This is a genomic window from Amycolatopsis sp. H20-H5 (assembly GCF_035828755.1).
Taxonomy (GTDB): Bacteria; Actinomycetota; Actinomycetes; order Mycobacteriales; family Pseudonocardiaceae; genus Amycolatopsis.
Map to the genome: position 1 here is coordinate 1 of NZ_JAYMZS010000136.1, position 21,745 is coordinate 21,745.

Consider the following 21,745-nt stretch of genomic DNA (forward strand, 5'->3'; position numbering starts at 1 on the left):
GTGATCGACATTCCCGAACGGCTGTTCTCCGCCGCGCACACCCCGGCCCAGCCCACCGGCGGCCTGGCGGTGCTGCCCCGGGCCGGTCGTGACCTGCCTTCGGCAGACACGGAGGACGAGCGGCCGATCCGCGACCCCCACGGCATCTTCACCTGGTTCTCCGGCGAGCCGGGCACCAGGGAGGACGTCACGGAGCCGATCCTCGAAGCCCCGGTCGTCGAAGAACTGGCCGTCGAAGTGCTGGCCGTCGAAGTGCTGGCCGTCGAAGTGCTGGCGGAACCTGAGGCCGCCACCGAGCCGGAGCCGGTGACCGAATCCGACCGGCGGGGTGGGCTGGCTCGCCGGGTGCCCCAGCCGTTGTCCGCGGACCTGCTCCCCACGCCAGGCCCGGCCGAACCGCGGTGGCCAGCCGATCCGCCCGCCGAACGTGCCCTGGCCAACGGGTTCGCCGCCGCCGCTGGCGGGAACGGCGTCCGTACCGTCTCCGTGACGTCGGTGCTGGAAGGCACCGAGGAAGAAACGCCCGCCGCCGAGCGCAAACCGACGCTGGTCCGCCGGGTTCCCGGTGCCAGCCTCGACCAGGCGCTCGCCGCCGCGGTGCCGTCCGGGGAAGCCGCGACGCCGATCGCTTGCCGGCAGCTGGATCCCGGCGCCGAACGTGACTCCCTCAACGCGCTGTTCGGCGGGTTCGACCAGGGGCTCAGCCAACCGCTGGGCGCGTCGCGGCACGACCAAGCCGCGCCGGACGAGGAATCCGGCCACCCAGAAGGGAACGTGCCATGACCGCTACCGCCGGCCGCCGCAGCCACGCGGCGGAAAGCTTCAACTGGTTGCTCAACCGGTTCGTCTCGGAGACCCCGGGGGTCGACCAGGCGATCGCGGTGTCCGCGGACGGGCTCCTGATCGCGATGTCGGCGAAGCTGGATTCGGCCAACGCCGATCGCCTGGCCGCGATCACCTCGGCCATCATGAGTCTCGCGAACGGCGCCACGAGGTGCTACGACCTCGGCGGGCCCAGCAAGGTGATCATCGATCTGGAACGCGGTTTCATGCTGTTCAGCGTGATCAGCTCGGGATCCGCGCTCGGTGTGCTGGCGCGCAAGTCGGCGGATCTGGGAAATGTCGCGTTCGAGATGGCGCAGTTCACCAACCGGGCGGGCACCGCGCTGACCCCCGGCCTCATCGAGGAATTGAAGAACACGGTGGGGACCTGAGGAAATGTCTTTCGAACCCGCTGGCGGGCAGGATGCCCATCCGCCGCGACACGCTCTGCGTGATCGGCTGGAGCCACCGCCGAGAGCGGTGGATCCGCATTCGCCGCGGCCGTATTTGCTCACCGCCGGCCGGGTCCGGCCCGAGGACGACACCGTCGAGATCGAGGCACAGGTCGTCACTTCCAGCCGCGGTCGCGCCGCCTGCGCCGAACTCACCTTCGAACGGCGGGACATCGTGGAACTGTGTGCCGCCGCCATGTCGGTGGCGGAGGTGGCGGGCAGCCTCGGGTTGCACCTCGGCGTCGCCAGGGTGCTGATCGGTGACGTGGTGGATCAGGGGTATCTCGTCGTGTTGCGTCCCCACGAGGAGATCGCCCGTGATCCGGAGATATTGAGAAGGGTGCTCCGTGGACTCAGAGCCATCTCCTGAGCTTGAGCCGGGCGCGTCGCTCCCGACCGCCGTCAAGATCGTCATCGCCGGGGGGTTCGGTGTCGGCAAGACCACCGCGGTCGGCGCGATCTCCGAGATACCGCCGCTGACCACCGAGGCGATGATGACCTCAGTGGCCGCCGCCGTCGACAGGGCGGCGGAGGTGCCGGACAAGACCACCACCACGGTCGCGCTCGACATGGGCCGGATCACCATCGACGACGGCCTCAGGCTGTACCTGTTCGGGACGCCGGGGCAGGACCGGTTCGGCTTCATGTGGCCGGACCTGAGCCGCGGCGCCATCGGGGCGCTGGTCATCGTCGACACCCGTCGCCTCTCCGAAGCCTTCCCGGCGATCGACTACTTCGAGGCGATCGGGCTGCCGTTCGTCGTCGCGGTGAACCTCTTCGACGACGTGCTCGTGCACGATCTCGCCGATGTCCGGTGGGCGCTGGCCGTCCCGGAGTACATCCCGCTGATCAAACTGGACGCCCGCAGCCGGGCGTCCGTGCGGGACGCGCTACTGGCCGTACTCGGTTGTTCGATCTACCTGTCGGACCAGGCGACCGCGGTGGAGTCCTGATTTCCCTTGCCCCATGGGAACAAATTGCGGTTGATGAGCCGTTAGTCGTGGTGCTCCTCAGAGCCGGGTGGGTGCGGTTCCACGGGGAGCGTCGAGCCCGACGCCAGTAGGTGCTCCCGGATGCTGCGGCGAGCGCGGTGCAGTCGCGATTTCATCGCCGCCCGTGAGAGACCGAGAGCTTCGGCGGTCGCGGCGCCCGAGTAGCCCTGAACGTCGCGCAATACCAGTACCGCACGCTGTTCGAGCGGTAGCGCGGCGATCGCGTCGACGACCCGCTCGGTTTCCAGACGCTCAAGCAGCACCGACTCGGCCGACGGTTCGGCACCCTCGGCCGCGGGCGCGGGACGCAGTGCCAACCGCGCCCGGCGCAGACACTCGTGGCGCACGATGCGGAACAGCCACGAACTCAACGCGGCGGTCGCGCGCAGCGTCCCGATCTGCCGGAACAGGACGATGACCGCCTCCTGGGCAGCGTCCTCGGCGTCCTGCGGCGTCGAGCACAGGCTCCGCGCGAAGCGCTGCACGTGCGGGTATGAGCCCACGACGAGCGCCGCGATCGCCCTCGCATCGCCCTCCCGGGCGGCGCTGATGACGCGGTCGGCGGGCCACGCCCGGCCACGACTGGCGGTCCCACCCGTTGCCGCTGCCGTGCCTTCTGTCTGCTTCACGTTGTGTGTCCGGTATCGAGGGAGCGGATCGCCTCCGCGATCCCTTTCTTGTCGTAGCTGGCCACGGGCATCGTTGCGGAGTGCGCGTGTCGTACCGTGCCGTGACTGTCGATCAGCACGCTGCCTGACTGCTGCATCGCGCCGAACACTTTCCTGGTCAAACCAACCACTTCGTGCGGCGTACCGCTACGCCCGGTGACCACCAGGTATGGCAGCTCACGCTTGGCTTTCCACGCTGCCGCAGCAGCACGGTCCCCGGGCACCGCGACCAGCACACGGACCTTGCGCGCGGCCAGTTCGTCCTTGCGGCTGACGAGATCCTTGACATGGCCGTTACAGACCGGGCAGGTCGTCGACCGCATGAAGTAGAGCAACACGTGCTCGCTTCCGTGAAAGTCGGCGAGCTTCACCGCCCGGCCGTCAGTGTCCTGTAGCTCGAGGTCAGGGACGGTGGAACCGATCTTCAGCACAGCGGTCTCCCTAGCGTGTCAGGCATCTCGACCCCGCGAGCCCCGGCAAGTGTCGCTTCGCTCCCGGCCAACGGTATCGACGTGCACATAAGAGCCCGGATCGGCGAAAAGGATTCCACCCACTCGAACGACGCCTCGACAACAGCGGCCTTTATTGTCGTTTCCAGGCTGGAATCAGCGGTTGAAGGAGTAGACGAGGAGGTGTATGCCGGGCTCAGGTTGCCAGTCGCGGTCGGGGAGCCGGGTGAAGCCGAGACGTTCGTATAGCCGGTGCGCCGTCTTCATGCGGTCGTGGCTTGACATCACCACGCGCTGGGCACCGAGTTCGGCGGCGCGTTCCAGTACGGCCGACGTCAACGCGGCGCCGACCCCGCGCCCCCGGGCTGCCGGTGCGACTGACAACATGCGGAATTCGAGCTCGCCGTCGCGGGCGATCTCCGCGAACTCAGTGCCCGGCCGGGCGACGGTGACCGAACCCAGCACCGCGCCGGACGTATCCACGGCAACGATCAGTTCGGCGCGCTCCCACCTGCGGGCGGCATCGCTGAGCCGGTCGAAAAGGTCGTCCCCATAGGTGGGGCGCGTGTACCCGTCTGCCGCGTATGCCTCGAGTGTCACGGCGCCGATTGCCGTGAGCTCTTCCTTCCGAGCGGCCCTGACTTCGAAGTCACCCATCAGGCACCCGTCCTTTCCGTAGCCCCTCTTGGCCTCGTCTCGGCGGCTTCACCTCAGTTAAGCATCAAACTGTCATCGGCGCCGACGACCGCTGCTGTACCAGGTGGTTTCGATAGGCCTATGTTTTCCGGCCATTGTCGCCTTGGGTCCAATCCTGTTTGCTGAACGCAGCCGTCCCCGTGCGGACAGGCGTTTATTGGTAGAGGTGGGTGCGAGAGCGTTGACCCTCGCACCCACCTCGTTTTAGTGGATTATCGGCCGCGGACCGGACCTGTCATATTTCGGATACACAGGGAGAAGAAGGCGGCTACGTCGATACGCTGCACGATTCGCGCTGGGCTGGTTCCCACCGGGGCGCGGCTCGGGAGGTAACCGAGAGTGTGCCCGTAGTCGAACCTGTAAGTGGTGTCCACCTGGACCTTGCGTGTGCTGGAAGCCTGGATCAGGGCGGGTTCGAGGAATACCCCAGCGGCGAGGGCATCGTAGACGTCCAAGGGAACGATGATCTGTTCAGCAAACGGGGAGTTCACCGCGATCCGGCCTGCCTCGGGATCAAACCAGACATTGAACTCGGCCGCCGGTCCCTGGTTGCCCGGCACGTCGTACGCGCCTCCCATGTAGATCACCTGCTTGACCAGCGCCACGATCTCCGGGTGCTCCGTGACCGCGAGCGCGACGTTGGTGGCGGGGCCGAGTACGAACAGCGTGATTTGATGAGGGTTCCGCTTGACCTGGTCGGCGATGAATCCCGCCGCTGAGCCGGCCACCTTCGTCGTCCTGGCATATCCCAGATAAGGTGTGGTGGCGAGATGACGATAATCGGCAGGCCGGTCGCGTTTCCACGCGCCGGTATAAGAGACTTTCCCGAACTGAGCGCCTTCGGCGGCGAGCCTGCTCTGCCTGCTGCCCAGCAGCGGGTTGGAGGCGCCTTCATAGACCGGTACCTCGTTCCGGTGCACGAGTTCGAGTTGTTTCAGCGCGTATGCCGCGCCCTCCGCGGCCCAGGTGTTGCCGGTGACGGTGGTGACGCCCACGACATCCGCCCCGCTCTGCAAGAGCAGGTAGAGCGCCTGCGAATCATCATTGAGCTGGCCGAAATCGGTATCGAATATCACCTTCTCGCCAACGGCGTGAGGCAAGGGCCGCGTGGTGGCGGGCGCGGCTGAATTCGGCTTGACGGCAGCGACACCGACCACGACGCCGAGCGCGACGACAATCCCGCTCAGTGTCGCCGAAATGCTCAGCAACGAACGCCGGTGCCTCGTGGAGCTACTCCGCTGCGATGACGGTGAACGCGTCATCGCAGCGGCATCACTCTCGTCAGAGTTCCCGCGCCAGTAGATGATCGTGATCGACCTGGACATCTCGCAGCATTACAGCTCGCATGGGGAACTGTTGGCAACAAATATTTCGTATCCCATTGTCAACAGCACTATGCTCCTTATCCGACAGAATCCGGTCGAGTGTGCTTGCCGAGCAGTACGGCATCAGCAGCACATCTGTGAAGCCGCAAACAGCTACGGCACCGATGATCCCGTCGTCCAAGCTCGTATCGAGCAGGCCCGAACGGAAGCCGTTGTAGACGGACATTCTTGACTCGCGGGTCAAGAACTGGGTATGGTCGTCGGATGGGAAGGCCGAGAAGCTTCGACGACAACGTCGTGTTGTCCCGGGCGATGGAGGCGTTTTGGACGAACGGCTACGCCGACACGTCGCCAGCTCAGCTGGCCGAGGCGACGGGGGTGGCGAAGGGCAGTCTGTACAACGCGTTCCGCAGCAAGCGTGCGTTGTTCGAGCGGTGCCTCGATCTGTACCACCAGCAGATCAACAAGTTGGCCGAGGGGCTGCTTGAGCACCCTGGGTCAACCCGCGAATGCCTCGGTTACGCGTTGCGTTCGGTGGTCGACTCTGATCTTGCCCAGCCGCGGCGACGGGGTTGCCTGATCGGCAATACGGCGGTCGAGTTGGCTGGCCAGGATCCCGGCGTCGCGAAGAAGCTCCGTCGGATGCAAGACGAGTCCACGGGCTGGTTCGCGGCTCGGGTCGAGCGCGGACAGCGGGAGGGTGACGTGCCGCGCGATCTCGACTCACGTGCTTTCGCGGAGCATCTGGCGAACACGCTGGCGGGGCTGCGCGTGATGGCCATGACCCACGAGGCGCCAGCGCTCTACCGGATCATCGACACAGCCCTCGCTGCCCTCTAGCTCTTAATCCGCCCGACAGCGCTGTCCCTTTCTATGCCCGAGTTTTAGACCTACAGTTCAAGAAAGGTTGATCGGGATGGACCTCCAACTCACCGGGAAGACCGCGGTTGTGACCGGCGCGAGTCGCGGAATCGGCTTAGCCGTCGCTGAGGCTCTGGCACGAGAAGGCGTGCGAGTCGTCGGCGCGGCCCGCACGATCACACCTGGGTTGCTGGCCGCGAGCGTGGCCGCGGTGTCGGCAGACCTGGCCACCCCTGAGGGAGCACGCAGCGTCATCGACACCGCGGTCGCAGAGACCGGCGGCGTGGACATTCTGGTCAACAACGTCGGTGCGGGCGACGTCGACCGGCTGAAGCTGGGTGGGTTCCTCGACGCCGAGGACACCCAGTGGCGAGACCTGTTCGAGCTGAATCTCTTCAGCGCTGTGTGGGCATCGCGTGCGGCCTTGCCGAGCCTCATCGACCGACGCGGAGCGATCGTCAATGTCGCGTCGATCAATGCCCGCGTGCCGGCAACCGGCCCCGTTGGCTACAGCGAAGCCAAGGCTGCGCTGGTGGCGTTCGGCAAGCGGCTGAGCGAAGAGTTCGGACCGCAAGGAGTGCGGGTCAACACCGTCTCACCTGGTCCTGTCGGCACAGGGCTGTGGCGTGACCCCGACGGGTTTGGTGCCAAAGTCGCCGCAAGCTTCGGCGCGACCCACACCGACTTCCTCTCGGGGATGCCCGAAACGTTCGGCATCGATTCGGGCCGCATCGCCGAACCAGCCGAAGTCGCCGCCCTGATCAAGTTCCTGGCTTCCCCGGCAGCACTCAGCGTCGTGGGAGCCGACGTCGTCATCGACGGCGGAACCATCAAGACCATCTGAATCCAACACCAACCGGCCCTCCAGTCAGAAGGCGAGTCACCATGAGCACCGACCCCATCACCGACTTCCAGGACCGATACCTGCGGACCTGGACCGAGCCCGACCCCGAGCTGCGCCGCGCCAGCGTCAACCGAATCTGGGCAGCGGACGGCCGCCTGGTCGTCTCCTCGCTCGGCATCACCGTCCAAGGCACCAAGGACATCGCCGCGCACATCGCACGCGTGCACGACGACCTCATCGCTGACAAGGGACTGCGATTCACCTACGACCAGCAGGTCAAAGCCGACGACGCACTGCTGCTGCGCTGGTCAATGCTGGGCCCCTCTGGTGAGGCCGTCGGTCGCGGCGTGGACCTGGTCTTCCGAGGCTCCGACGGGCGCGTGGAGACTGTCTACATGTTCATGGGCGTCAACTGAGTTCGCCGTGGTGCACCATCAACGCGCCGCTGTCTGTCGAAGGTCGGCTCCGGTTGATCCAACGCTGCCACACCCGCTCCATCGCCCAAGTCGCCGCCAAGATGGGGATCTCTCGATCGTGCGCAGCAAGTGGGTCAACCGCTACTGCCCGCACGGCGAAATCGGGCTCCTGGAGCGATCCTCGGCACCGGCAAGTCGACCCAGTGCCACCAGCGGTGCGGTGGTAGCGCGGATCGCGCACGAGTTCCAAGAGCACGGGACGTCCATCAGCCGCCGGACTGTGGCCTGACACCTTGCCGCCCTCAATCTGAATCGTCGCCGGTTCATCGACCCCAACGGGGACACCAACCGCGAGCCACGCAGAATCACCGCCCGCAGGCCTGGGCACATGGTGCACATCGACGTGAAGAAGGTCGGTCGCATCCCCGATGGCGGGCGGCTGGCGCGTCCACGGTCGCGGGCAGCTCTCGACCTGCTTGCCGATCCTCAGGGATGGCGTTCATACCAGCACGATCAAGAAGAAGCTACGGAAGCACGGCGTGAGACGGACGTAGGCGTCACGTAACCTCGCATCCATAACAATTAGCTACGGTTCCTGATATATTCCCGGAATATGCGACAAGTTGAGGCGTCGCACGCTGGGATTACCGTCGCCTTGCGAACCATGGAGAACGATATGCAACTGGATCAGAGCTTGCGTTTGCTGTAGCGTTCCAAACTCATCTTCAGGACCAATGAGTCATTGGTCAACTTCGTTCTCCGTAGTCCCAAGTTTGTAGGCAAGAATCGGTTTACCGAGCGCCTCAAGCAAGAGAGGTTTAATCACAGGAGGCGGTGATGGCAGCTCGGTATTCACAAAATAATTGTACTCTATTCTGCAATCTTCCACGTTCGATACGCGGCAGCAGCAGATGGCTCCTCGGGTTGCGAGGTCATGGGTGCGACCGCGCGTGTCAGTGCGCCACCATCCCGCAGCGCGGATCTGCCGTTGACGACCACGCCACTCGTGCGCGACGATGGTCGGGCGGTTTTCTCAAACTTCGAGCAAGGAGCTACCGTGCGCGCAAGTTTTCTTGGCAAAGACCCCGAGTCCACCGAGGGTGCATCGCCTACGCTGTTCGCCACGGACCGGACTGACCGGGTCACCTACATCGCCCAGGGCTGGAAGGTGACTGACCCCCAGGTGCTGGCCGACGTCGGCCCGGTGCCCGACCATGAGACTCTGATCGAGATACCCGAAGAAGTCCTCAAGTTCTACGCTCGCCGCTACGCGCAGGAGAAGGGAACGGACAACTGACTCTCATCGAGCCAGGCCCGGAGTTCGCCAAGCTCTTCGAGACCTTCGAGCACACGGCCTACCGGCTGGAGATGCGCGACCAGTACAACATCCCCCGTGAGGCCGAGCCGCTCGGCAAGTTCCTCGCGGGAGAGCCAGACATCTCGTATCACGAGGGCTGGTCGAACATGGTTCGCCAGGCCACGGCCGAGGGGCGCCGGTTCTCGCGCGTGAGGGTGGTGAGCTTTCCGCTCAACGACTACACCCGATTCGCCATGTGGGTCGCGGCGTACACGCGCGAAGCGGGCGACGACATCCGCTACATCACCCGCGAGCAGGCGGCCGATCTGCCGAAGTACGACTACTGGCTGTTCGACTCACGCAAGCTGCTCAAGATGCGCTTCGCCGACGACGACCAGTTCATCGGCGGGGAGGTCATCGAGGACCCTGCCGACATCGTTCAGCACACCTACTGGCGCGATGCCGCTCTGCACCACGCCATCGACCGGGATGAGTTTGTCGCCAAGTATGAGCAGCGTGACGACAGGCGTTGACGAAGCGCGCAATGCGCTGGGCAAACGACTTCGCGAGCTTCGGGTAGCCGCCAAGCTATCCGGTAAAGAGCTCGCGGAGTCTTTGTCATGGGTAGGCTCCAAAATCTCGAAGATCGAGAACGGCAAGCAGTCGCCGACTGACGACGACATCAAAGACTGGACGAGAGCCACCAGCTCAGAGGATCAGACGGCAAGTCTTCTCGCCGCACTTCATAACCTTGAGCTTCAGCACGCCGAGTGGCAGCGAGTGCTCAAGGCAGGCATGAAGTCCCATCAGCTCACGCTGTCGCAGCTTGACGAGCGGACCAAGTTCTACCGCGGATTCGAGAACACGGTCATCCCTGGGCTCACGCAGACTCCCGAGTATGCCCGCGCCCGCTTCGCGCAGGTCGTCATGGTCCACAGGGTGCCCAACGACATCAACGAGGCCGTGAAGGTGCGGATGCAGCGTCAGGAGATGCTGTACCGCCCGGACAAGCGCTTTCACTTCGTCATCACTGAGGCCGCGCTCCGCTACCGCCTGGTCTCGCCGGACATCATGATCGGCCAGCTTGATCGGCTCATGGCGATGACCTCCATGCGCAACGTGAAGCTCGGGATCATCGACTTCAAGACCCAGTACGTCACCGATCCCCGGCATGGCTTCTGGGTCTACGACGACCACCGTGTTCAGTTCGAGTCGTACTCGGCTGAGATCAACCTTCGCCAGCCGCAAGAGATCGAGCTGTACACGGGCATCTTCGAGCACTTGGCTGCCGTCGCCAGCTACGGCAGCGAGGCGCGGGCGATTATCAGCCGCATCATGCACGAACTGGCTGGCGAGACCGAGGATTCTGGCTCCTAATTTCCCCAGGTTGCATCAGATAAATCCTTTCGAGAAAAACCGAGCAAATTTATGGCGATACCGTAGCCACGTGCTTACCCTCCATAAGCGTCAAGCCCTCTGACCTTGGAGAACGGCACGTGATTACCCCTGTACCCCTGCTCAGTAAGGACCGGATCGCCCAGTTGCCCGAGCGCGCCCGCGAGGTGGTGGAGTACCGCAAGAGCGGCCTGAGTCTGAACCATATTCAGGGGTGTTCACTGGGGTGTGCCTACTGCATCCGGCACACCTACGGCCTCTGGGACGAAAACCAGCCGGTTGCTCTCATGTCCGATGCCCAGGCCGTCGAAGAGCTGGTGAACCACCGCTACTTCCAGCCGGACGTCACGCCCGTACAGCTCTTCAACCGGGCGACCGAGCCGTTCTTGCCGAAAGTCCGGCCGCACACCTTCGCCGTGCTCGAAGACCTGGACGAGCGTGAGTTGACCAACCACGTGCTGGTCATCACTCGGCACCAGCTCAAGCCGTACGACATCGACCGGCTGAACCAGCTCCGGCACCTCAAGTTGACGCTGCTGTTCACGTACTCCGGCATCGACAACCAGAAGATCGAGCCGTACCCGTCGCACGTGGCCGCCGATTCGCTGAAGCTCATGAGTGCGCCGTTCCGCAGGAAGTACCGGACAGTCCTCTACTGGCGCCCGCTCGTCCCCGGTCTGAACGACACCGACGAGCATTTGGCCGCCGCGTTCGAGTTGAGCAAGCACGCCGACGCGACGGTCTTTACCGGCTTGTTCTATCGGGGCGAAATTGCCGACTACTACAAGGCCAACGGCATCCCCGAGCCTTATGAGGACACCGCGCGTCGGAAGATCGTGCCCGAGACGCTTGAAGCCCGTGTCCTTGATACCTTCTCGAACTCAACAGCCTTGTTCCGCAAGACTTCGTGCGCTGTCTCCTACGCGCACAACCTGCCCGACTACAACGGCCACTACGGCATCCGGGAACTCTGCGACATCTGCCGGCTCAGTCAGCTCGAAATCTGCGCTAACGCGCACCGCGTGCCAACTGCCGAAGACGTACACCAGGTTGCCCGCGTGTTGCCCGAGGCCGACAGGCTTCAGGTCGTAGACATCAGTGAGCGGGCCGCCATCGTGAGCGGCCTGCAGGTGGAACAGCCCCGGTACTTCCTTCAGCACGCGCTCGGCTTCCAGGTGCACGACCAGCGCCACCCGCACCACGCGAACCGGCATGGACGCGCGGACATCGGTTGGAAGGGAACACCATCATGACCCATTGGACCTCGTTGAACTACGTCGTCGTGGACGTCGAGGGCAACGGCCAGCAGCCGCCCGACCTGGTGGAGCTGGCCGCAGTGCCGATTGTCGGCGGGACTATGGGGGAGCCGAAGGGCTGGCTGGTCAAGCCGGACCTGCCGATCACGCACTTCGCTCGTAGGATTCACGGGATAACCAACCAGCAGGTGGCTGATGCTCCGGTGTTCGCCTACCTCGAAGCGGACTTGCTGAAGGCCCTGGACGCCCCGGCGCTCATCGCTCACAACGCGCACGTCGATGTCGGCGTGCTTCAGCGCAAGCTCGGGGACTGGGAGTGTCCCGAGGTCTTCGACACGCTCAAGCTCGCCCGGCGCCTGCTGCCTGGTCGGAAGTCTTTCAAGCTCGGTTCGCTCGTCGAAGAGTTCGAGCTGGCTCACGGCCTCGAAGGCGAGGACCAACCCCACCGCGCTAAGTACGACGCCATCGTGACAGCGCGGCTGTTCGTTCATCTCGCAGGCGGGCGGAGCCTCGAAGAACTCAGGGATCAGCAGACAGGGGGTGGTCGCGATGACGAACAAGCGCTCTTTTAGCACCGGACGGGGCTTGTTCGTCAGCGTTGACGGACCAGGCGGTGCGGGGAAGACCACGATCGTTCGACACCTCGCTCAGATGCTTCTTGCCGAAGGCCAGCACGTACACGTCACCGCAGAGCCGTCAGGCGGCCCCATCGGGAAGGTGGCGTCCGAGCTGACCCCGACAGTCACCGGGCACGCGCTGGCTTGTCTGTACACGGCCGACCGATACCACCACGTTGAAACGGAGATCAAGCCGCTTCTGAGGACGGGGCACGTCGTGATCTCTGACCGGTACGTGGCGTCAGGCCTAGTCGTCCAGCGCTTCGATGATGTCGATCCCGTGTTCCTGTGGCAGCTCAACGAGGAAGCTGAACGGCCCGACCTCGCCGTCATTCTCGAAGCCGACCCAGACGTGATCGCCACGCGCTTGGAAGCGCGCGGGCCGCACAACCGCTTCCAACGTACGCCCGGAAGTAGTCACACCGAGGCCACCTTTTACCAGCAGGCAAGCGAAACGCTGGAAGAAGCTGGCTTCACCGTGCTCACGGTGGATTGCTCAAGCCGTCCGCCCGAGCAGTCCGCGGCGGTCATCCGTAGCGAACTGGCGGCCTTGCTCGCCTTGAGCGGAGCGGCGAGCTGATGAACCAGCCGATCAACAACGCGGATGCCCTTCGCCGCTACCCGGAGCTTCGGCAGCTCGTCACTGTTCGAGAGGCAGGATGGGTCTTCCGCCCGATCCAAGACGACGATGGCGAGCTGGAAGGCATCGCCGGAAGCTACAGCCGCGATCAGTACACGGATGCGCTGTTCATCTTCGACCGCACCAACGTGAGCGCAGCCCGCGTGCTCGATGACGCTTACGGCGGCGGCTGCGTGTGGTCTAAGGAAGGTTCCGACCTTCAAGAGGTCGTCTACGAGTTGCTTGGCTTGCCGGAACCGGGTCAGCCAGCAGCGCCACATCTCGTCAAGCGCTCAAGCCTGCTCTGGACACCGTGATGAGTCCGATAGCGCAACTCTTCCTCTTCATGATTCTCCCCCTAGTCCTGCTGTATGCGGGCCTGATCGTGTGGAGTTGTAAGGCCTGCGATGGTGGAGGTGCCGGGAATCGAACCCGGGTCCTTCGCTGTTTCGACGGGACTTCTCCGTGCGCAGTCAGCGTGGTCTCTGCTCGGCCCCGGCGATCATGCTGACAAGTTCGCCGTGACGGGCCCAGTCACTGTTTGCTTTCCCCGGGTTTCCCGTGACCGGAATCGCGAGGTGAGCCTCCTTGATGATGCCGAAGACCGGGCCGGAGGCACTCCCGGGACGACAGACTTCGAGTGGCCTAGGCTGCGGCCAGTTCGTAGTCGGTTGGGTTGAAATTGCCAACTGTGTTGTGCGATGACGCTTACGGTGGTCTCTCGCCTGCACCGGCACGCTTCTCCCGAATCCACTCGCGAAGTCGAAACCGTTCACCCCCGTTTGATTGGTGATCATCCCAGGATTCAGCGGTGTGCGGTCGCCGTCAACGGGTACCAAGTGTCCTGGTGTGGGGAATCCCCGGTCCCGCCGTCACTTGTGCGAGGGTCGGTTCGACCGCTGCGCAGTGCGTGCCGCGTGGCGGTGTCCGGCCGGTGATCAGGTAGTCGTCGGTGGCCTTGACTACGCAGTCGCTGTGCTTGAAGTAGGCCTCGTGGCCGGATCCGTCGTAGGTGAGCAGGACGGCGCCGCTCTGCGCGGCCGCGGCTTCCGACCACGCGTACGGGGTGGCCGGGTCGTATCGGCCACCCAGCATCAGCAGCGGCGGTCCATTGTGGATAGATAGTCGGTGTGGTGGGTCGCGGAGTTCGCCCGGCCATCCGGCGCAGCCGGTCACCGCGCTCCACGCCAGCTGCGAGAGTTTCATGTCCGGCGCGACGGACTGCTGTGCGCGCCGGTATCCGTCCAGCTCGGCGAAGCTGTGCACGGGTACGCGCCAGTCGGCGCAGAACACGCTGAGGAACGCGCTGGGCACGGTGTCTTCAGCCGGGGCGGACGCCGCGCGCGCCGCGGCCGGGTCTCGCAGCGAGGCGAGCCCGTTGGCGACGTTTGTCCAGGCGGGACCGTAGAAGTCCCGGGTGATCTTGTGCAGCAGCTCCAGCGGGGTGATGTTCCGGTGAGAGGAAGGGTCCGTCAGCTCGCCGCGGTCCGCGCGGGCGTACACCTCGGCGAGGACGGCCCGGACGTCCTGTCCGTGCAGGGCGCAGGACGGTGTCCGGTCGCACCAAGCCACGAACTGGTCGAAGGTCTCCTGCACGGCTTCGCTCTGGCTGCGGAGGAACTCCGCGGTGTTCGCCACCGAATGGTCCATGTTGCTGTCCAACGCCATGGCCCGCACGTGGCCGGGGAAGGTTTCCGCGTACTGCTGGCCCATCAGCGTCCCGTACGAGACGCCGTAGTAGGTCAGCCGCCGCTCGCCGAGCGCGGCCCGGATGGCGTCCATGTCACGCACGACGCTCTTGGTGTCGACGAACCCGGCCAGCGGGCCCGTGAGCCTGGCACAGCTTTCACCGAGAAGCCGGTTGTGCTCGGTGAGCCGACGGAAGTCCTCCGTGTTGCGGGGCAGCTCCGGGTACTGGGCGTCCGACTCGGCCTTGCCGCACTGGACGGGATTACTGTCGCCGACGCCGCGGGGGTCGAAACCGACGGTGTCGAACCTGCGGGTCACCTCGGGGGAGAGCGTCCAGCCCGCCTTGACCGCTTTCGTCCCGGAACCGCCGGGGCCGCCGGGATCCATCAGGATCGAGCCGATCCTGGCGGCGGGATCGGTGGCCTTGCGGCGGGCCAGTGCGACGTGGATCGTGCCCTGTCCGGGATTTGACCAGTCGATCGGCACGGTCACCGACCCGCAGTCCACTCCGGCGACTCCGGGGCAGGGCTGCCAGTCGACGCCGGGAGTCCCGGCGTAGGCGGCTGTGCCCGCGAGCGCGGCGACGAGGGTCGCGACGACGATTCCCGTGGTGAGTGGTTTTCTCATCGGCTGTCACCCTCGTTCGGCGGAAATGTGGGTCGCGCAGGGTGAGCAAAACATCCGTGGCCCGGAATCGCCAGTCGGCCGCGAGGACGTGCGGTGGTTCTGGATAAGGAGAGAAAAAATACCAGGCACAAGTGATCGCCGGGCGGTGCCGGATGATTCATCATGGTCTGATGAGCCGATCATGGCGGAGGGCTGTTTCGGGGCTGCTTGCCGCCGGGCTGCTCGCCCTCTCGCTCAGTGGCTGTCTTCGCTACCGGTTCGAAGCGGTTATCGGCGACTCCGGGGCGGTGTCCGGGAAACTGGTCTACGGCTGGGGGCCCGAGCTGGTCGGCTTCCTGGCGCACACCAGTCCCGGCCACGACCCCGTCGGTGACCTGATCGGCTACCTCACCGGCAACGCACGGTCTGTCAAACAGGGGCACGCCGAGGTGCGGCGATACTCTGCGGACCGCTTCGAAGGTGCCGAACTCGACTTTTCCGGCGTCGCCGCGACTGACTTCGGGCGGGTGCTCCAGGGTGACCGGGACCGCAACCTCCCGGAAGCGAGGTTCAGTCTCGAGCTGGCGGGGGACAAGTACGTGTTCTCGGCACGGGAAACGACGCCGGGGAACGGGCGGCCGCCCGCCGGGCCGGGAGTCTCCACGTCGGTCGAAATCGGGTTCGCGCTCACTTTCCCTGGCAAGGTGGTCGAGGCGGACGGGCGGGTCGACGGGAGGACGGTGACCTGGGAGCCGAAGCTCGGCACTCCGCTTTCGCTCCACGCCACCGGTATGGCGCGACCCGCGTCACCTGCTGGTGTCCACTCAGGACAGAGAACAGGCGGAGGAACCAGCACGGTCGTCGCACTCGTGCTGGGCGGCGCCGTTCTGCTGCTCGGGGCCCTCGGCCTGCTGCTGCTCGTGCTTCGTGCCCGTCACCCGCTCAAGGGTTCCGTGACACGTGGCCGGTGGCAGAAAAAAGGAAAGAGCACTGGGAGTTCCGCTGCCTCGGAGGCGTGATGGTCGGAGTGTCGGCACGACGATTGCTTTACGTGGAAGCGAAAAAGCCCGCTACGACTGTTCCGGAAGACCATCGAATCGCCGAGCAGGTCACCCGGCTGCTCGCCGAGAACCAGGTCCTGCGCGAACGGATCTGCCGGATCTGCCGCAGTCCCCTCCAGGCGGACGGCCTGTCCGAACGCATGATGCTCCTGGTGGAACTCGCGAACGAGGAAGCCGTGGACCTCGACGCGCGGGCGGCCGAGAAGGACAAGGCGGCCGAACAACGCCGGCACGCGCTTCAAGAGGACCTGGAGCGGCACCTGTCGGCGAGGAAGGCCGAGGTCGCCCAGCTGGTGGGCGAGTTGACGGACGCCGCCACGGCGGAGTCCGAGCGTCTCGTCCGGGAGGCGGCCGGGGAAGCCGCGCGAATACTCGGCCGGGCGCGCCGGGAGGCAACGGCCTTGGGTGAGCTTCGGGGTCGCGTCGCCGGTCTGCTGGCGACCGCGGACCGATTGCTCGCGCAGTGCGAGCAACCGGAGGCCACCCCCGAGGACGGCTGAACCCGAGAGCCCGGTCATGGGGTCGGGATGGTGCCGATCTGATCGGCCGGGGGTGCCTGGATGTCCACCGGCCCGCCCCAATCGCTGTAGTTTACCGTTGTGGTCTGCCTGCCCGCCGCCGCGGGCATGTCGATGACCTCCTTGACCGGCAGGTGGGCGCTGTTGACCCACATGTCGACCGGATAGTGGTCTATCCCTTGGGCTGCCGCGGCGAGTACGAGCTGCTTGGCCGTCGGGTCGGTCACCGAGTCGGCCATCTTCCGGACGTCCACGGTGATCGCGTAGTGGGTGGTCTGCTCGCCGTTGACCTGTTCCTCGGTGACGCCGGTCAGCGTGCCGGCCGACTTGAGCTGATCGAGCTGCTTGGTCGGGTCGGAGTACTGGTCGGACATGCTGATCATCGCGCCGAAAGTCTTGGACAGCGGATCGGTGCCGTTGGGGTCGATCTTGAACCATGGCTTGCTCGCGAACTGCCGCAACTGCGGGATCTTCAGGTAAACGATGTTGTCGACCAGTTCCATTTCCGTGTCCGCGCCGCCGCGCGGGTCGCTCATCGTCATCTGCATCGCGACCGGTTTGTCGAACTTCAGCTGCCCCTTGCCGGTCGTCGTGCCCACCGGGCCTGCCATCCGCAGCTCGACATGCGTGGTGTTGCGCTGCCCGACCTCGCCGCTGACCAGGCCGAACAGGTCGGACACCGTCCGTACCTCCGCCCCCGGCTGCCCGGCGCCGTCGGTCCGGCTGCTCCGCCCCGGGTCGTCGGCTGCTCCGCCGGGATCGCAGCCGGTCAGGGTGGCCAGCACGAGCATGCTCGCACACGTCGCCAACGTCGTTTTGCGCATTTGACGCACCTCTCGAGGGGATACCGCTGAAACGCACACAATCAACGGAGCGTAGGACGCGTATCTTCTGGGCCGGGTTCCGGCGTGCCAAGGTTATTTTTGATACCACTATGCGCGATATGAGAATTGTTGATATGCCGCAGGGGATACAACTAGTCATATCTTGCCGCACCCGGCGGAAACGGCGAGGATCGTTCGACCGTGTCCCCCGAAGAAACGCCGAGGTTGTCTTGCCGCACGCGATCGTGAACGAATCGTCGCGGGTGGCGGCGAGGCTCCTGGACACCATGACCGACGGTTCGTTCGGCGCCTGTTCCTACACGACGGCTCAGCTGGCGCGCCTTCGTCACCCCGACGGGCGGGAGGTGTTCCCGGCGGCCCGGCGCTGGCTGCTGGCCAACCAGAAGCCCGACGGTTCCTGGGGCGGCCGGATCTTCTTCCCCCACGACCGGATCGTTTCGACGCTGGCCGCGATGGTCGCGCTCGACGAGGCCGATATCAGGGATCGGGAGGGCCGGTGTGTGGCCGTGCTGCGAGCGGGCGAGTATCTGAACCGCAACGCTCGTCGCTGGCGACAGGCCATGGGGGAGACCGTCGCGTTCGGCCCTCTCATGCGGGAACTCATCGGCCAGGCCCAGCGACGGGAGCTTCCGCTGCCCTACCGGGAATGGGCGGGACTCGGGTTGCCGACTGCCGGGCGACGGTGTCCGACGCCAGGCGGGTCAGGCTCCTTGCCGCCAGCGGTTCTGCGGCCGGAACCGGAGATGGCCGCGCCGGGAAAGTTCACCGGCGTGGACGGTGCGGTTGGCCGCACCCCCGCGGACACGGCCGCGTACTGGACGTCGACGGCTGATCCGTCGGCCTTGCGTCACCTGCGCGGGATCGTCGCGTTACGCCCCGGCGGCGGGGTGCCCAGCGCCTATCCGACCGAGGTCTTCGAACTGGCTTTCGTGCTCGACTACCTGCGCCGAGCGGACCTGCCCTCCACCGGCGCCGGAATGCTGCCGGGCCGGTTGCGAGGCCTCTTGGACAATCATGGGTGCGCGGGCTTCAGCCGGACCTTCCCGGACGCCGGGGTCATGGCGACCGCTCTCACCGTTCTTTCCGCGGCCGGACACGAAATCGCCGACCTGCTGCCCTGGCTGCTCGCCTTCGAGACCCGGTCGCATTTCGCCGGCTATCCGGACGAGCGCCGCGCCGCGGTCGGAGTGAACGCTCGCGTCCTCGAGGCGTTCGGCCGTCATCCGGCCGGGTATCAGCCGCAGATCGCGAAAATCGCCCGCTACCTCATGGACGGCCGCCAAGACGGCGCTTGGTGGTCGGACCGGGGGCACGTCTCCCCGTACTACGCGACCGCCCAGGTGGCTTTCGCGCTGCCTCAGGCACTGGGCGACCGCCTCCAGTCGACGAGGATGTGGATGATCGACTCCCAGCGTCCCGACGGATCGTGGGGGTGGTTCGAGACGGGTACCGCCGAGGAGACCGGGTTCGCGGTGCTCGCGCTCGACGCGCTGGCGCGGCGGCGCTGGGCCGTGCCGCCCAAGGTCTGGCGGGCGGCCGCCGGTTATCTGCGCGCGCACCTCGCGGACGACGACCCTCCCGAGTTGTGGGTCGGCAAGACGCTCTTCGCGCCCGCACAGGTCGTGGGCGCGGTGGTGCTGGCCGGATACACCGTGGCCAGCCGGTGGGCTCGTGCGGAACCCGGCCGAGCCGGGCAGCGGCCGCTTCTCGCCAGGGAGAAAGGGATCGAACAGGTATGGAACGCCGGTTTCTGACCTTCCCGACCGACGATCTCGACGGTTCCCCGGCGACGGAATCGATCGGCTTTTCGCTGGACGGGCGGGAATACCGCGTCGACTTGTCCGAGCGCAACGCGCATCGGCTCCGTGAAACGCTCGCGCCCTATGTGGACAGGGGACGGCGCACCGGCGGCCGGAAAGAACCGCATCGGCTCGGCAAGGAAATCCGTGTGTTGGCACGAAGGAATGGCTATTCGGTCGTCCGGCAGGGCAGGCTTCCGATCGCGGTCGTCAGCGCTTACGACAATCGGCGCTGGGGTGCGGCTGAGGATTACCAAGACTAACTCTATCGCGGACATTCCGCCGGGGAGAGTATGGCCCGTTCAGCCGAAGATCGGCTCGGACCGGAGGAATGCCATGCGGGCAAGCGTGAGGATCGCCGTCAGGCTGGCTGCCGCCGGGTGTCTGCTCCTGGCCGTTTCGTCCCCCGCAGACGCCCGCTCTGCGGCCGAGCGCGACTACGTCGTGCAGGTCGCCCCTGGTCTGGATCCCGGGCTGGTGGCCAAAGCGTCCGGTCTGCTGCCGACCCACGTCTACCACGCCGTGCTCAACGGTTTCGCCGCGCGGCTGACCGACGCGAAGTTGCCGCGCCTGACCGACCGCGCCGAGATAATGTCGATCCAGCGGGACACCGGGGTGCGGATCAGCGCGGTCGGGTCCTGGGGCCTGGACCGGCTCGACCAGCCCACGCTGCCGCTGGACCGGCGTTACACCACGACCGCCAAGGGCGCCGGGGTGAACGTGTACGTCATCGACACCGGAATCGGGGCCGGTCATCCGGAGTTCGGCGGCCGCGCGAAAGTGGCCTACGACGCCACCGGCGGTGACGGTGTCGACTGCAACGGTCACGGCACGCACGTCGCGGGCACGATCGGCGGCAAGACCTACGGCGTGGCGCCCGAAGTGACCTTGAACGGGGTCAGGACGCTGAACTGTGCCGGTTCCGGCTCGCAGGCCGACGTGATCGCCGCGATGGACTGGGTCGCCCAGCACGCCGTCAAACCCGCCGTGGCCAACATGTCCTTCGGTGGTGCCAAGAACAGTGCGATCGACAGCGCGGCGTCCGGGCTGGCCCGGTCCGGGGTGTTCGTGGCGGTGGCGGCAGGCAACGAAAGCCAGGACGCGGCGAACGTCTCCCCGGCAGGCGCGGAGGGGGTGTTCCCGGTCGCGGCCTCCGACATCGGCGACAACTCGGCGTCGTTCACCAACTTCGGCTCCCTCGTCCGCCTGTACGCCCCGGGCGTGAACATCACCTCGGCGTGGCTCAACGGCGGCACGAAGACCATCAGCGGCACCTCGATGGCGTCACCCACATCGCGGGGGTCGCCGCGCTCTACAAGAGCGCCAAGGGCGACGCTTCCCAGACAGCGCTGACCGCCTGGCTGCTTTCGGTCGCTTCCAAGGGGGTCATCTCGGGAGCACCCTCCGGGACCACTATGGACCTGCTGCAAACCGGTGGGCTCTGACCGAAAGTGGGCACGGGGAACGCGGGCCGCCCAAGGCACCATCGGCGCGGCACCGTGTCGGTCGCCGAACTCGTGGATCGTGTCGGCACCGCGCGGCCTCCCACTGGCCGCCACAGCGCGGAAACCCAGCCCGCGTTCTCCTCGATTCGCCGCCGTCCGCTCGTCGCGATGAGCGCTTGCGCGGTGGTGGCCGTGGCCGCGCTGCTCGGGATAGCGCGGCTCAACCTCGGTGAAGGCCGGGGCACCCCACCCGCGGAACCGCGGCCCGTCGCGACGACCGCCGTGCCAGGGCCGCCGCCGTTTTCGGGGCCGACGATGAGTACCCATTCCGCCGTCGAGACGACCACTGTGCCGACGACCGCTGTGCCACCGACCACTGTGCCGACGACCACTGTGCCACCGACCACTGCCAACCGGCGTGGCGGCCCGACTCCTTCGCGACCGCAGGTACATCGGACCGAACCGCCCGCCGATCCCTTGGCGAGCTGGCGGCAGTTCGCCGGTCGATTCACCGGATTCCCCGGTGGTCCACCGGGGAATCGGTGAAGGGCAGGCCTCATTCAGGACGCGGCGGGCGCGTTGCCCGTCGGCGATGTCCGCTGTTTCCTATTTCGGCCAAGGGGCTTGGTCGCCAGGTGTGGTCATTCGAGCGGACATCAGGCGTTTCCGGCCGCGTCGGGACGGGATGAGGCGGTCTCCGTTCTACTGCCGTCGCGGGTTTCGCGGCCGGGTGCCGGTGCACGGTCGCGGGCGCGCTCGATCAACGCCGCGACGGCCAGCACGACCAGGTTGACACCCAGTCCCGCCAGCCCGGAGTTGACATGGCCGAGCAGGCCCGGTTCGACGAAGGTCAGCCAGACGACCACGCCTTCCCCGGCGACGAGCCCGCACAGCACCGGCACCTTGGTCACCAGCCTGCGGTTGAGGAAGCCGAGCGCGTTGGCGGGCGCGAGCTGCACGGTGCCGCTGAAGGTGAGTAGCAGCAGGTTGGCGAGCAGATCGGGACGGAAGATGCCCAGCACCAAAGCCAGCGCGCAGGCGATCACCACGGTGCCGTGGTTGATCCAGAACAG

26 protein-coding genes, 1 other RNA gene and 3 pseudogenes are annotated in these 21,745 nt (G+C 66.0%); 21 read left to right on the top strand and 9 right to left on the bottom strand.

The annotated features are described in order from the left end of the window. The 4 genes and pseudogenes from QMK34_RS40805 to QMK34_RS40820 all read left to right on the top strand — a co-directional run. A pseudogene (locus QMK34_RS40805) lies at positions 1-783 on the top strand (hypothetical protein); the annotation flags it as partial. Continuing rightward, complete coding sequence (locus QMK34_RS40810) at positions 780-1,214, top strand: roadblock/LC7 domain-containing protein (RefSeq protein ID WP_326420173.1); 435 nt, start codon at positions 780-782, stop codon at positions 1,212-1,214. The pseudogene QMK34_RS40805 and the gene QMK34_RS40810, both read left to right, overlap by 4 nt. Positions 1,215-1,218: 4 nt before the next feature. Continuing rightward, positions 1,219-1,644, top strand: a complete 426-nt coding sequence (locus tag QMK34_RS40815; RefSeq protein ID WP_326420174.1) for a DUF742 domain-containing protein — start codon at positions 1,219-1,221, stop codon at positions 1,642-1,644. Beyond that, on the top strand, positions 1,622-2,227 hold the full coding sequence (locus tag QMK34_RS40820; protein ID WP_326420175.1) for a GTP-binding protein: 606 nt from the start codon (positions 1,622-1,624) through the stop codon (positions 2,225-2,227). Before QMK34_RS40815 ends, QMK34_RS40820 begins: the two co-directional genes overlap by 23 nt. Positions 2,228-2,268: 41 nt before the next feature. Here QMK34_RS40820 and QMK34_RS40825 read toward each other — a convergent pair whose 3' ends face one another. The 5 genes from QMK34_RS40825 to QMK34_RS40845 form a co-directional block, all read right to left on the bottom strand. Beyond that, positions 2,269-2,895, bottom strand: a complete 627-nt coding sequence (locus QMK34_RS40825; protein WP_326420176.1) for an RNA polymerase sigma factor — start codon at positions 2,893-2,895, stop codon at positions 2,269-2,271. Further along, positions 2,892-3,365: a peroxiredoxin family protein gene (locus QMK34_RS40830; protein ID WP_326420177.1), complete on the bottom strand. Its 474-nt coding sequence runs from the start codon at positions 3,363-3,365 to the stop codon at positions 2,892-2,894. Before QMK34_RS40830 ends, QMK34_RS40825 begins: the two co-directional genes overlap by 4 nt. A gap of 174 nt (positions 3,366-3,539) precedes the next feature. Next, positions 3,540-4,040: a GNAT family N-acetyltransferase gene (locus QMK34_RS40835; RefSeq protein WP_326420178.1), complete on the bottom strand. Its 501-nt coding sequence runs from the start codon at positions 4,038-4,040 to the stop codon at positions 3,540-3,542. A 251-nt stretch (positions 4,041-4,291) separates the two neighbouring features. Then, positions 4,292-5,287 (bottom strand): nucleoside hydrolase, encoded by a 996-nt coding sequence (locus QMK34_RS40840; RefSeq protein WP_326420179.1) that lies wholly within the window; start codon positions 5,285-5,287, stop codon positions 4,292-4,294. Positions 5,288-5,360: 73 nt separating this feature from the next. After that, complete coding sequence (locus tag QMK34_RS40845; protein WP_326420180.1) at positions 5,361-5,630, bottom strand: hypothetical protein; 270 nt, start codon at positions 5,628-5,630, stop codon at positions 5,361-5,363. Positions 5,631-5,668: 38 nt separating this feature from the next. On the opposite strand from QMK34_RS40845, the gene QMK34_RS40850 reads away from it, so the two are divergent. From QMK34_RS40850 to QMK34_RS40900, 11 genes and pseudogenes are all read left to right on the top strand, one after another. Continuing rightward, entirely contained in the window at positions 5,669-6,244 is a 576-nt protein-coding gene (locus QMK34_RS40850) for a TetR/AcrR family transcriptional regulator (protein WP_326420181.1), read from the top strand. A 76-nt stretch (positions 6,245-6,320) separates the two neighbouring features. Next, positions 6,321-7,109, top strand: coding sequence for an SDR family oxidoreductase (locus QMK34_RS40855; RefSeq protein ID WP_326420182.1), 789 nt, complete (start codon positions 6,321-6,323; stop codon positions 7,107-7,109). Between the two features lie 41 nt (positions 7,110-7,150). After that, positions 7,151-7,525, top strand: coding sequence for a nuclear transport factor 2 family protein (locus tag QMK34_RS40860; RefSeq protein ID WP_326420183.1), 375 nt, complete (start codon positions 7,151-7,153; stop codon positions 7,523-7,525). 17 nt (positions 7,526-7,542) lie between these two features. Beyond that, positions 7,543-7,986: pseudogene (locus tag QMK34_RS40865) on the top strand (helix-turn-helix domain-containing protein); the annotation flags it as partial. A gap of 473 nt (positions 7,987-8,459) precedes the next feature. Then, positions 8,460-8,822 carry a hypothetical protein gene (locus QMK34_RS40870; RefSeq protein ID WP_326420184.1) on the top strand — a complete coding sequence of 121 codons (363 nt, stop codon included), beginning with the start codon at positions 8,460-8,462 and terminating at the stop codon, positions 8,820-8,822. Positions 8,823-8,827: 5 nt separating this feature from the next. After that, positions 8,828-9,355, top strand: coding sequence for a DUF6879 family protein (locus QMK34_RS40875; protein ID WP_326420198.1), 528 nt, complete (start codon positions 8,828-8,830; stop codon positions 9,353-9,355). Beyond that, positions 9,330-10,199 carry a helix-turn-helix domain-containing protein gene (locus tag QMK34_RS40880; protein ID WP_326420185.1) on the top strand — a complete coding sequence of 290 codons (870 nt, stop codon included), beginning with the start codon at positions 9,330-9,332 and terminating at the stop codon, positions 10,197-10,199. Before QMK34_RS40875 ends, QMK34_RS40880 begins: the two co-directional genes overlap by 26 nt. Before the next feature lie 119 nt (positions 10,200-10,318). Beyond that, positions 10,319-11,470 carry a radical SAM protein gene (locus QMK34_RS40885; RefSeq protein WP_326420186.1) on the top strand — a complete coding sequence of 384 codons (1,152 nt, stop codon included), beginning with the start codon at positions 10,319-10,321 and terminating at the stop codon, positions 11,468-11,470. After that, positions 11,467-12,045 (top strand): 3'-5' exonuclease, encoded by a 579-nt coding sequence (locus QMK34_RS40890; protein WP_326420187.1) that lies wholly within the window; start codon positions 11,467-11,469, stop codon positions 12,043-12,045. The genes QMK34_RS40885 and QMK34_RS40890 overlap by 4 nt, the downstream gene beginning before the upstream one ends. Beyond that, positions 12,023-12,670, top strand: coding sequence for a dTMP kinase (gene tmk, locus QMK34_RS40895; protein ID WP_326420188.1), 648 nt, complete (start codon positions 12,023-12,025; stop codon positions 12,668-12,670). The genes QMK34_RS40890 and tmk overlap by 23 nt, the downstream gene beginning before the upstream one ends. After that, a complete protein-coding gene (locus tag QMK34_RS40900; RefSeq protein WP_326420189.1) occupies positions 12,670-13,026 on the top strand; it encodes a hypothetical protein in 357 nt (118 codons plus the stop codon). The genes tmk and QMK34_RS40900 overlap by 1 nt, the downstream gene beginning before the upstream one ends. Before the next feature lie 91 nt (positions 13,027-13,117). Here QMK34_RS40900 and ssrA read toward each other — a convergent pair. Together ssrA and QMK34_RS40910 are read right to left on the bottom strand one after the other, a co-directional pair. Next, positions 13,118-13,489, bottom strand: a transfer-messenger RNA (tmRNA) gene (gene ssrA, locus QMK34_RS40905). A gap of 45 nt (positions 13,490-13,534) precedes the next feature. Then, positions 13,535-15,025, bottom strand: a complete 1,491-nt coding sequence (locus QMK34_RS40910; RefSeq protein ID WP_326420190.1) for an alpha/beta hydrolase — start codon at positions 15,023-15,025, stop codon at positions 13,535-13,537. 170 nt (positions 15,026-15,195) lie between these two features. On the opposite strand from QMK34_RS40910, the gene QMK34_RS40915 reads away from it, so the two are divergent. Both QMK34_RS40915 and QMK34_RS40920 read left to right on the top strand, forming a co-directional pair. Further along, positions 15,196-16,023, top strand: coding sequence for an LppM family (lipo)protein (locus QMK34_RS40915; RefSeq protein ID WP_326420191.1), 828 nt, complete (start codon positions 15,196-15,198; stop codon positions 16,021-16,023). A gap of 32 nt (positions 16,024-16,055) precedes the next feature. Further along, positions 16,056-16,565 (top strand): hypothetical protein, encoded by a 510-nt coding sequence (locus QMK34_RS40920; RefSeq protein ID WP_326420192.1) that lies wholly within the window; start codon positions 16,056-16,058, stop codon positions 16,563-16,565. Between the two features lie 14 nt (positions 16,566-16,579). On the opposite strand, the gene QMK34_RS40925 is transcribed toward QMK34_RS40920, so the two are convergent. Beyond that, positions 16,580-17,407: a hypothetical protein gene (locus QMK34_RS40925; RefSeq protein ID WP_326420193.1), complete on the bottom strand. Its 828-nt coding sequence runs from the start codon at positions 17,405-17,407 to the stop codon at positions 16,580-16,582. Between the two features lie 287 nt (positions 17,408-17,694). Here QMK34_RS40925 and QMK34_RS40930 point away from each other — a divergent pair, with 287 nt between their 5' ends. The 4 genes from QMK34_RS40930 to QMK34_RS40945 all read left to right on the top strand — a co-directional run bounded on the left by QMK34_RS40930 (position 17,695) and on the right by QMK34_RS40945 (position 21,218). Further along, entirely contained in the window at positions 17,695-19,182 is a 1,488-nt protein-coding gene (locus QMK34_RS40930; protein ID WP_326420194.1) for a hypothetical protein, read from the top strand. Beyond that, positions 19,164-19,490, top strand: coding sequence for a histone-like nucleoid-structuring protein Lsr2 (locus tag QMK34_RS40935; RefSeq protein ID WP_326420195.1), 327 nt, complete (start codon positions 19,164-19,166; stop codon positions 19,488-19,490). The genes QMK34_RS40930 and QMK34_RS40935 overlap by 19 nt, the downstream gene beginning before the upstream one ends. A gap of 73 nt (positions 19,491-19,563) precedes the next feature. Further along, positions 19,564-20,580 carry a S8 family peptidase gene (locus QMK34_RS40940; RefSeq protein WP_326420196.1) on the top strand — a complete coding sequence of 339 codons (1,017 nt, stop codon included), beginning with the start codon at positions 19,564-19,566 and terminating at the stop codon, positions 20,578-20,580. Positions 20,581-20,726: 146 nt separating this feature from the next. Then, positions 20,727-21,218: a hypothetical protein gene (locus QMK34_RS40945; protein WP_326420197.1), complete on the top strand. Its 492-nt coding sequence runs from the start codon at positions 20,727-20,729 to the stop codon at positions 21,216-21,218. 110 nt (positions 21,219-21,328) lie between these two features. Here the strand turns inward: QMK34_RS40945 and QMK34_RS40950 are convergent. Next, a pseudogene (locus QMK34_RS40950) lies at positions 21,329-21,745 on the bottom strand (hypothetical protein); the annotation flags it as partial.